Source organism: Blautia sp. CAG:237 (genome assembly GCF_000436615.1).
Lineage (GTDB): Bacteria > Bacillota > Clostridia > Lachnospirales > Lachnospiraceae > Blautia_A > Blautia_A intestinihominis.
On record NZ_FR886758.1, the window covers coordinates 1 to 10745 of the forward strand.

Here is a 10745-nt window from a genome sequence, read left to right on the forward strand (position 1 = left end):
TTGTTGAAACTGAAAAACTCTACAAAGTGCGTAAATTCAAGGATTTCTAGATATCTTTCCTTTGTAGTCCCACCACAGTCTCCACATGCACCGTCTGAGGGAATTGATCTACCCCACATACTTTCTTCAACTCATATCCATTATCGCACAAAAATCTCAGATCCCGCGCGAGTGTCGCGCTGTCGCAGCTTACGTAGACGACACGTTTTGGCTGCATCTTGAGGATGGTCTTGAGCAGCATTTCATCGCAGCCTTTGCGTGGCGGGTCGACTACGATCACGTCTGCGTAGACACCGTTTTTCTCGTATTCTCTCGGCAGGACTTCTTCTGCTTTTCCGACGAAGAATTCCACGTTTTCAATATTGTTGATCTGTGCATTTCGTTTTGCATCATCGATCGCTGCCGGGACGATTTCTACGCCTCGGACGAATTTGGCTTGCTGAGCGAGGAAAAGGGAGATCGTTCCGATTCCGCAGTACAGATCCCAGACGGTCTCTTCTCCATGAAGGTCTGCATATTCCAGTGCCTTAGAATACAGTTTCCAGGTCTGTTTCGGGTTTACCTGGAAGAAAGAAAGCGGTGAGATCTCGTAAGAAATATCCCCGATCTTATCTGTGATATATTCCTGTCCCCAGATTGTTTTGACCTTGTCTCCAAGGATCACGTTGCTTCGTTTCTTGTTGATGTTCAAGGAAATGCTGGCCATTCCCGGGATCTCACGCAATTTCTCGATCAGTTCTTTCTGATGCGGAAGATCCTGTCCATTGATGATCAGACAGACCATTAGCTCCCCTGTAAAAAATCCATAACGCACAAAAATATGACGCACCAGTCCCTTGCCTGTCATCTCATCGTAAGGAGCGATGCCATACTTCTCCATATGCGCGATCACAATATCCAGGATTTCCTTGTTCTGCGGGATTCCCAGCGCACAGTCACGGTTCTCGATGATCGCATGGGTGCGTCCTGCATAAAATCCGGTGATGATCCTGCCTTCTTTGTTCCGTCCAACCGGGAACTGTGCCTTGTTTCGATAATGATAAGGCTCGTCCATACCGATCATTGGCTCCATCGGAAGGTCGCGGAATCCACCGATCCGCTCCAGATGACCGCGGAGTTTCTTTTCTTTAAAAACTTTCTGTTCTTCATAAGATACCGCCTGAAGCTGGCATCCGCCACACTGACGGGCTGACGGACACACCGGCTCTACGCGGTATGGAGATGGTTTCAGGATCTCCATCAGACGTCCGTATCCGTAGTTCTTTTTTGCCTTCATGATCTTGGCTGTAACAATATCTCCAATCACTGCGTCCTTTACAAAAACAGTGAAGCCATCAGCTTTGCCAATGCCTTCACCGTCTGTTCCGCAGTCCACGATTTCTAACGTAACAATGTCATTTTTACGATATTCCATGGAATCATACGTCTCCTGTTCTTCTCAGATTTGATTCAAAAAGCCTGTTGTATCCAAGCCATTCTTTCTTGCCTTTGTCCGCTGCAAAGATCTCTGTCAGAGTCTCCATGCGGGCATCTGTGTTGTCTGCGAGATTCAGTGCTACTGCCTCTGCAAGTGCCGGTTTCTTCGGAGAACCGTATTCCAGTTCGCCGTGATGTGCCAGGATGCAGTGTACCAGCTGATTTTCCAGTGTTTCCGGGAAATCCGGGATCTCTTTTGCCAGATCATGCACCATCTGGGCACCGATGATGATATGTCCCAGAAGCTGTCCTTCATCTGTATAATCATTCATCGGGAAGGAAGAAAGTTCCTTTGTCTTGCCGACATCATGAAGCAGCGATGCTGTGATCAGAAGGTCTCTCTTGAGAAGCGGATAAGCATTTGCCATATAGTCACAGAGCTTTGTAACGCTTAAGGTGTGCTCCATCAGTCCTCCGATAAAACCATGATGCACGGTCTTTGCCGCGGAATGCTCCTGGAAAGATTTCAGGAATTTCTTGTCTTCTACAAAAAGTTTATTCAGAAGTGCGGACAGGTATTCGTTCTTCACGCTCTTGATCATGCCAATGATCTGTCCGTACATATCGTCTGTGCTGTTCTCGCTGACTGGAAGATAATCTGCCGGGTTGTATTCTCCTTCATGTGCCTTGCGGACTCTCTTGATATTTAACTGCATGGCACCTGCAAAAGTTGTCACATCTCCGACAACTTCAATATAATCCAGTGCGTCAAAATCATCGATCCCAAGTGAATTCGGGTCCCAGATTTTGCCGTCCAGCATGCCTGTCTTGTCCTGAAGGATCACGTTTTCGTATGGTTTGCCGTTCTTTGTTGTTGCTACCTGTTTCTGTTTACAGAGATAGATCCCGTTGAGTCTGTCTCCTTCGTGTAATTCGTTTATAAAACGCATGATACTCTTGCCTTTCTATTTTTCCTTTATTGTAACTTTCAGTTGTACATCTTCGTATTCGCCGAATGGATTCTTGCGGTATACATTGACTGTCGTGCGTGTTCCCTTATTCAGCCCCTGGAGTACAGACGCATATTCTTCCATCGACTGTACTTCCTGCCCGTCCAGGGCATGCAGGATGTCTCCGTTCTGGATCCCTGCTGTCATTGCCGGAGAATCCTCATCCACTGCATCCACATAAACGCCCCGCGGAACATCCAGATTCTCAGACTGGTAGGATGAGATCGTCGCTCCCATGATCCCTATGTAACAGATATCTTCTCCATTTGCCATGCTCTCAAGAAGCGGCCGAAGCTGTGCTGTCTCCACCGCACGGATCACATTGGTACGGTCTTCTTCCTGATTCCAGATGATTCCTGCAACTTCACCGGAAAAGTTTAATAAAATCCCTCCGCCTTCCTCACTGCCGACCATATCTGTCGTGAGCATTCCATACTCCTCATCAGCAACCTTAAGTGTACCTGTCACAGACGTTATCGTTCCTCCCATAAGAGAATCATAATCACCTGACGGACTGCCGATCGCAATAACGGACTCTGTCTGCTTCATATCATCTGCTGCCACCAGCGGCGCTGCCGGGATTTTCTCCTGCGTCTCCTCATCCACAGACGTAAAAGGGACCTTTATCACAAAAAATCCTGTCCTGAGATCCTTCTTGCACAGAATCCCATCGGTCACGGTTCCATCCGAAAATGTGACCGTAAATTTATCTGCTTCCTGCATCTGGTCTGAAACTGTCAATATATAAAAAGCTTCGGAATTTTTGAGAAAAACAAATCCCTCCTCATCTCCGTATTCCAGAAAGGAATCATCCAGAAGGTCAGAATCCTCTCCTGCTGCCGATATCCGCACAAGTGCCCTGCGCGGTTCCTCCGCGATCTGGCTCATCCCATCTGACAGGTCGTTCTGCCAGGCGGTGGAAGCCGATGTTTTCTCCTGCTCTGTTGCTTCCGGTGTCGGCGTTACCTGCTCTGCCTTTACAGATGGTGTCAGAGTGACAACTGCTTTCTGATCCGGGGCAGTTCCAAATTTCTCCAGTGCCTTCGGAACGATCAGTGCCATCGTACCCGCTGCACAGGCGCCAAAGATCACACCGCAGACTGCTGCCGTCAGAAATTTCCCCGCCAGTCGTTTCTTGTCCGTCGGCTGCTCTTTGATCGTCTCTTTTATAAAAGAATAATTCTCCGAAGATGCTTTCTTATCATTCCGCATATAGCTTTTTCTCCTATAATTCAAACCTGACAATTCGTGTTTATTTTAGCAGGAAGTTATGAATTTTTTATGAATAAAATCCGTCTAATTTTTATCATGTTTTTCCGTCATAATGCCTTATTTTTACTGCCCCATTCATAACAAATCGAACATTTGTCTTTTCATTCCAGTGGAAATCATGTAGAATAGAAAGGAATAAAAGAATTATTATAAATAACGAGGAACTATTATGAATCAAAAAGCATTAAATGCACTGGAATATCCCAAAATCATAGAGAAACTTACCGAAAAGGCATCTTCCGGTATGGGCAAGCATCTCTGCCGGACTCTGGAGCCATCCACTGACCTTGAAGTAATCCGTACCATGCAGGTACAGACACGCGATGCACTGACACGCCTTTTTCAGAAGGGCGGCATCTCCTTTGGAAATGTCAAGGACATCCGTGGCTCTCTGAAACGTCTTGAGATTGGAAGTTCTCTTGGTATCCTGGAGATCCTGGCCGTCTGTAACCTTCTTGAGAATACTTCCCGTGTCAAAGCCTACTCCCGCCGGGACCGTGCTGATACACCGGAGGATTCTCTTGACCATATGTTTGAGGGGCTTTCCCCTCTCACACCGCTCTCTACGGAGATCCGCCGCTGTATCCTTTCCGAAGATGAGATCAGTGACGATGCAAGCCCGAACCTGCGCCAGATCAGACGCAGCATGAAAGTGACCAATGACCGGATCCACTCTCAGCTTTCCGGACTGGTAAACGGCGGTGCAAGGACTTACCTTCAGGATGCTGTCATCACCATGAGAAACGGCAGATACTGTGTCCCTGTCAAAGCCGAATATAAGGGACAGGTGCCTGGTATGATCCACGACCAGTCTTCCACCGGTTCCACACTTTTTATCGAACCAATGTCTGTTGTAAAACTGAACAACGACATGCGTGAACTTGAGCTTCAGGAACAGAAAGAGATCGAAGTCATCCTTGCCGACCTCAGCGTACAGATCGCAGCAGAACGTGAGGCTATCTCCCTCAATCTTGAGATCATGGTACAGCTTGACTTTATTTTTGCAAGAGCTGCACTTGCCATGGAGATGAATGCAAGTGAACCGATCTTTAACGACGAAGGCCGCATCAACCTCAAGAAAGCCCGCCACCCGCTGATCAACAAGAAAAAAGTTGTTCCGATCGATATCCGTCTTGGAGATACGTTTGATCTTCTTGTCATCACCGGTCCAAACACCGGTGGTAAGACCGTTTCCCTCAAGACGGTCGGACTCCTTACTCTGATGGGACAGTCCGGGCTTCATATCCCGACTCTGGACCGCAGTGAACTGGCTCTTTTTCATGAGGTGTACGCAGATATCGGAGATGAGCAGAGTATTGAGCAGTCCTTAAGTACCTTCTCCTCCCATATGACAAATATCGTTTCCTTCCTCGAAAAAGCAGATCAGTATTCCCTCGTTCTGTTTGATGAGCTCTGTTCCGGAACTGACCCGACAGAGGGTGCCGCACTTGCGATCTCCATCCTCTCCTATCTTCATGACAGAGGGATCCGCACCATGGCTACCACTCATTACAGTGAGCTCAAAGTATTTGCGCTCTCTTCCTCCAGTGTCGAGAATGCAAGCTGCGAATTCGATGTAGAAACCCTGAGCCCGACTTATCGTCTTCTGATCGGTATCCCTGGTAAGAGTAATGCATTTGCAATTTCTTCCAAGCTCGGTGTTCCGGCATCCATCATCGAGAAAGCCAGAGAACAGATCAACGAGCAGGATGAATCTTTTGAGGATGTGCTGACTTCTCTCGAAGAAAGCCGTATCACGATCGAGAACGAGCGCACTGAGATCGCACAGTACAAACTCGAAATCGAAGACCTTAAGAAACAGCTTGAATCCAAACAGGAAAAACTGGATGTACAGAAAGACCGCATCATCCGCCAGGCCAACGAAGAAGCTCACAAGGTTCTCCAGGAAGCCAAGGATTATGCTGATCAGACGATGAAGCTTTTCCATAAATTCCATAATGATTACGTGGATACTGCCGCAGTTGAGCGTGAACGCCAGCAGCTCCGCAAGCGTCTCAACAAGACCGAACAGAAAATGGCACAGCCTGTCACCAAAAAGAAACCAAAGAAAGAACTCACCGCCAAGGATGTACGTCCTGGCGATACCGTACGGGTACTCAGCATGAACCTCAAAGGCACAATCAGCACCCGCCCGGATTCCAAGGGTTATCTGTTCGTCCAGATGGGCATCATCCGTTCCAAAGTCCATATTTCCGACCTGGAACTGATCGACGAACCGGTGATCACCACCTCTTCCTTCTCCCGTACAGGAGCAGGCAAGATTCGTATGTCCAAATCTGCCAGCGTTTCCACTGAGATCAATCTTCTCGGCAAAACTGTAGATGAGGCTGTCGCAGAACTCGACAAATATCTGGACGATGCTTATCTTGCTCATCTCAAGACGGTCCGCATCGTCCACGGCAAGGGAACCGGTGCCTTACGAAAAGGTGTCCACAACTATCTCAAACGCCAGAAACATGTTGAATCCTACCGTCTCGGTGAATTCGGCGAAGGTGATGCCGGCGTAACGATCGTAGAATTCAAGAAATAGGGAAAGGCGAATACTATGGTAACAAAACAGAAAATCTTAATCGTAGATGATGACAACAATATTGCAGAACTGATTTCTTTATACCTTACAAAAGAATGTTTTGAAACCAGAATTGTAAATGACGGAGAACAGGCTCTTAAGGAGTTCTCTGTCTTCCAGCCGGATCTGATTCTTCTTGACCTGATGCTGCCAGGTATCGACGGCTATCAGGTCTGCCGGGAAATCCGCCATACTTCTGATGTGCCGATCATCATGCTCTCTGCCAAAGGAGAAACCTTCGATAAGGTACTCGGTCTGGAGCTCGGTGCAGATGACTACATCATCAAACCATTTGACACAAAGGAGCTCGTTGCCCGCGTTCGCGCAGTCCTGCGCCGTTTCAAGGTCAAACAGCCAGCGGCAAACCCGTCAGAAAAATGTGTCAGCTACCCTGATCTCATGATCAATCTAACCAACTATTCTGTCACTTATATGGGAAATCATGTCGATATGCCGCCGAAGGAACTGGAACTTCTCTATTTCCTCGCAGCATCCCCGAACCAGGTGTTTACCAGAGAGCAGCTTCTCGACCATATCTGGGGCTATGAATACATCGGCGATACCCGTACCGTTGACGTTCATATCAAGCGTCTTCGTGAGAAGATCAAAGACCACCCGCAGTGGAGCCTCGCAACTGTCTGGGGCATAGGATACAAGTTTGAGGTCAAAAACAAATGAAAAAACGACTGACCTCCATGTTTCTTGTTGCCTATATCCTGCTTGGCATTCTGGGATTTTTCCTGGTAACCTTTGCAGGCTCCCATATGCTCGAGGCAAGACTCGAAAAGTCCATTACTTCGGACATATACCAGACAGCCCATCGTATCGCAGAAAGTGATCTTGTCAGTCATAACATCACTTCTGCCAACATGGAATCTATCCGCAGCAATCTGTCTCTGGCAACCAACTATCCGGATACGATCATCTGGATCATCAACAGTAACGGACAGATCATCTTAAGCACACGCAAGGATATTTCACCGGACAATCCCATTGATCTGGAGGGATTTAATCCGGCCTCCTGGGGCAGCAACTATTATCAGATCGGGGACTTTTATGGATATTTTTCAGAAACGCGGCTGAGCACGATCGCACCGATCACAGAAAACCTCAACACCCGCGGTTATGTGGCGATCCACTATCTGATGAGTGACCTGTACCAGAGCCGCAGCAGCCTGCTCTGGATCATCCAGCTTCTGTTTGTGGTCACTTATCTGCTGGTCGCTGTATTGTTTATCTTTTATAGTTTCCATGTACGGAAACCGCTCCATGAGATCACAAAGGGAGCCTCCGAATTTGCAAACGGAAATCTGTCCTATCAGATCCCGGTCGACTCCGAAAATGAACTCGGCTACCTTGCCAAAAACTTAAACTACATGGCAGACAAGCTCAACCGGAACGGCGAATATCAGCGGCAGTTTATTTCAAACATCTCGCATGATTTCCGCTCTCCTCTGACTTCGATCAAAGGTTATGTGGAGGCTATGATCGACGGCACCATCCCGGTTGAGATGCAGGAAAAGTACCTCAAGATCATCTCCTACGAGGCAGAGCGTCTGGAAAAACTTACCCGCGGACTTCTGACACTCAACGAACTGGACATCCAGAAGCGTATGCTCAACATCCAGTCGTTCGATATCAACCAGGTCATCAAAAGCACTGCTGCTTCTTTTGAGGGTACCTGCACGACGCGGCAGATCCTTCTGGAACTGGTCTTATCAGGCAAGGAACTCTATGCCCGTGCAGACATCGGACAGATCCAGCAGGTACTGTATAATCTTCTCAGCAACGCGATCAAGTTCAGCCCGGATCATTCCACGATCACGATCGAAACGACGGAGAAAAACGACAAGATCTTTGTTTCCGTCAAGGACCATGGCATCGGGATCCCGAAATCCAGCATCAACAAGATCTGGGAACGTTTCTATAAGATCGACCGCTCCCGCGGCAAAGACCAGAAAGGCACCGGTCTCGGACTGGCGATCGTCAAAGAGATCATTTCCGCTCACGGGCAGCACATCAATGTGATCAGCACCGAGGGCGTCGGAACAGAATTTATCTTTACGCTCGAAAAGGCAAAGTAGATTTCTCTACCTTGCCTTTTTGTTATCTTGTAAATCTTTGGTTCAACGGTCAAACGGGCTCTGGATCATACGGTCTTCCTGGGTCAGATATACACCTCTTGGCGTGATCCTGATCTCCGGAATGACCGGAAGTGCCATAAATGACAGAGTAATAAACGGGTCAAAGCCCTCCGGGATTCCCATCTCATGTGCCTTTGGTATCATGCGTGCCAGCTTCTCATTTACCTTCTCATATCCGGCATCACTCATAAGTCCCATGATCGGGAGCGGCAGAGTGTCGAATACCTGTCCGTTTTCAACCAGGGTATAGCCGCCCTGCGTGCGGAGAAGTTCCTGAACTGCCAGATACATGTCATGATCATTGTCGCCGATCACGATCAGATTGTGTGAATCGTGGGACACGCTCGATGCGATCGCACCACCGCGAAGCCCGAATCCTTTGACAATTCCCACGCCGATCTTGCCGGTGTTTTTGTGACGTTCGACTGCTGCGATCTTCTGATAGGTTCCATCCGGTTTAAATACTTTCCGGCCCTTTTCTTCTGTATAGCCAACTTCCTCCTGGACATCTTCTGTTACGATCTGTCCTTCCAGCATCTTAAGGATATGTACCTTTCCTTCTCTCCACGGAAGGCAGAGATCAGATTCCCTGAATCCCAGAAGATGTACTGTATTTTTGAGCTGAGGATCACATGGGCGGATCTCAACTTTTTCATCCTTGATGATCTTTTTGCCCCTATGGTACACTTCCAAGACATTCATATCACTTAAGTTATCCAGCACAACAAAATCTGCCTGATATCCCGGTGCGATCGCACCAAGATGATGCAGTCCATAGCATTTCGCTGCCTGTATTGTTGCCATCTTGAGTGCCTGTTCCGGTCTCAGCCCAAGCTGAACTGCCTTTCTGACATTGAAATTGATGTGTCCTTCTTTTCGGATCTCTTCGATGTGCTTGTCATCGGTGCAAAAGCAAAATCCTGAGGTATCGGTGTGATGCTCTACGATTCCCTTAACGATCGCTTCCAGGTTCTTGGCGGCACTTCCTTCACGGATCAGCACCTGCATTCCATTTCTGCACTCTTCCATGGCATACTCATAAGTCACACATTCATGGTCTGTGGAAATGCCTGCCAGTGCATATGCAGCCAGATCTCCCGGCGGCAAAAATGGTGCATGTCCGTCACGGACTCTGTCCTTAAAAACGGACAGTTTCTCATGCATGGATACACTTCCGTTTACAACAGACGGTGCATCCATAACCTCGCCAAGTCCCAGGATCCTCGGATTATTGAGATATGCCTTCATCTTTCCTGCAGTGAGGGTGCATCCATTGTCATCGACATGTGTAGCCGGTACACAGGAAGGCATCATCACATAGACATTTGCCGGAACCTCCTCGGTCTGTTCCAGGATATAGTCGATTCCGTCAGTTCCTGAGACATTTGCGGATTCATGCGGATCTACAATAAATGTAGTCGTGCCGCACTGTGCAGCCTGCCGGATCAGTTCTCCCGGAGTTACCAGTGTCGATTCCAGGTGAAGGTGGCTGTCGATAAATCCCGGGCAGAGATATTTCCCATCCAGATCGATTTCTGTCTCTCCTTCATACTCTCCGACACCAATTACGATGCCATCCTCGACTGCCACATCTCCCTTACAGAACTCACCAGAGTGAGCCATGAACACATTTGCATTTTTGAAAACGAGAAACGGTTTGCGGATTCCACGCGCAATTTCCGAGTAGATACGATATCTTTCCAGTTCCATGCAGATCCCTCCTTTTCGGTCAGCAGTGCAGCTTTATTTGATTTTGCCGGGAATTTATTCCCATTTATGATCATGCAGTTCTCCCTGGAGCTGCATGTGGTCAAAGTTGTTCTGACGCAGTGCCTCATACAGAACGATTGCCACTGAATTGCTCAGATTCAGTGACCGAATGTCATTGATCATTGGAATGCGGATACAGTTTTCCTTATGTTTCATAAGGATCTCCTCCGGGATTCCGGCACTTTCTTTGCCAAACATGATGTAACAGTCGTCCTCAAATTTAACATCTGTATAGGTCTGAAGTCCTTTGGTTGTTGCGTAGTAGATCTTCGCTCCGGGATTTTTCTGAAGGAATTCTTCGTAATCCAGATAGGTAGTCACATCCAGATCCTTCCAGTAGTCCATCCCGGCACGTTTGATTGCTTTTTCACTCAGGCTGAACCCCAGCGGCTCGATCAGGTGAAGCCTTGTCCCTGTCGCCACGCAGGTTCTGCCAATGTTTCCTGTGTTTGCCGGTATCTCCGGCTCATGCAGTACGATATTCAGTCTTGCCATTTCTTATCTTTTCTCCATTTCTCTCCCCAGGAAAATCTGGTCAGTTCA

8 protein-coding genes are annotated in these 10745 nt (G+C 47.9%); 3 read left to right on the forward strand and 5 right to left on the reverse strand.

Features of this window, described 5'->3' with window-relative positions; genetic code table 11:
• Positions 1-46: 46 nt before the first annotated feature.
• Genes rlmD through QZL69_RS10840 form a run of 3 tightly spaced genes read right to left on the reverse strand, consistent with a single transcriptional unit; the run spans position 47 to position 3638 of the window.
• A complete protein-coding gene (gene rlmD, locus QZL69_RS10830; RefSeq protein WP_022215224.1) occupies positions 47-1414 on the reverse strand; it encodes a 23S rRNA (uracil(1939)-C(5))-methyltransferase RlmD in 1368 nt (455 codons plus the stop codon).
• Positions 1415-1418: 4 nt separating this feature from the next.
• Complete coding sequence (locus tag QZL69_RS10835; RefSeq protein ID WP_022215225.1) at positions 1419-2366, reverse strand: 3'-5' exoribonuclease YhaM family protein; 948 nt, start codon at positions 2364-2366, stop codon at positions 1419-1421.
• A gap of 15 nt (positions 2367-2381) precedes the next feature.
• Positions 2382-3638, reverse strand: a complete 1257-nt coding sequence (locus tag QZL69_RS10840) for a S1C family serine protease (protein WP_022215226.1) — start codon at positions 3636-3638, stop codon at positions 2382-2384.
• Positions 3639-3867: 229 nt separating this feature from the next.
• Between QZL69_RS10840 and QZL69_RS10845 the strand changes: the two genes are divergently transcribed.
• Genes QZL69_RS10845 through QZL69_RS10855 form a run of 3 tightly spaced genes read left to right on the forward strand, consistent with a single transcriptional unit; the run spans position 3868 to position 8372 of the window.
• Complete coding sequence (locus tag QZL69_RS10845; RefSeq protein WP_022215227.1) at positions 3868-6249, forward strand: endonuclease MutS2; 2382 nt, start codon at positions 3868-3870, stop codon at positions 6247-6249.
• A gap of 15 nt (positions 6250-6264) precedes the next feature.
• Entirely contained in the window at positions 6265-6966 is a 702-nt protein-coding gene (locus QZL69_RS10850; protein ID WP_022215228.1) for a response regulator transcription factor, read from the forward strand.
• Positions 6963-8372, forward strand: a complete 1410-nt coding sequence (locus QZL69_RS10855; RefSeq protein ID WP_022215229.1) for a sensor histidine kinase — start codon at positions 6963-6965, stop codon at positions 8370-8372. Before QZL69_RS10850 ends, QZL69_RS10855 begins: the two co-directional genes overlap by 4 nt.
• Before the next feature lie 42 nt (positions 8373-8414).
• Here the strand turns inward: QZL69_RS10855 and ade are convergent, their stop codons facing one another.
• Positions 8415-10142 (reverse strand): adenine deaminase, encoded by a 1728-nt coding sequence (ade, locus tag QZL69_RS10860; protein ID WP_022215230.1) that lies wholly within the window; start codon positions 10140-10142, stop codon positions 8415-8417.
• Between the two features lie 54 nt (positions 10143-10196).
• Complete coding sequence (gene trmL / locus QZL69_RS10865) at positions 10197-10697, reverse strand: tRNA (uridine(34)/cytosine(34)/5-carboxymethylaminomethyluridine(34)-2'-O)-methyltransferase TrmL (RefSeq protein WP_022215231.1); 501 nt, start codon at positions 10695-10697, stop codon at positions 10197-10199.
• Positions 10698-10745 lie beyond the last annotated feature (48 nt).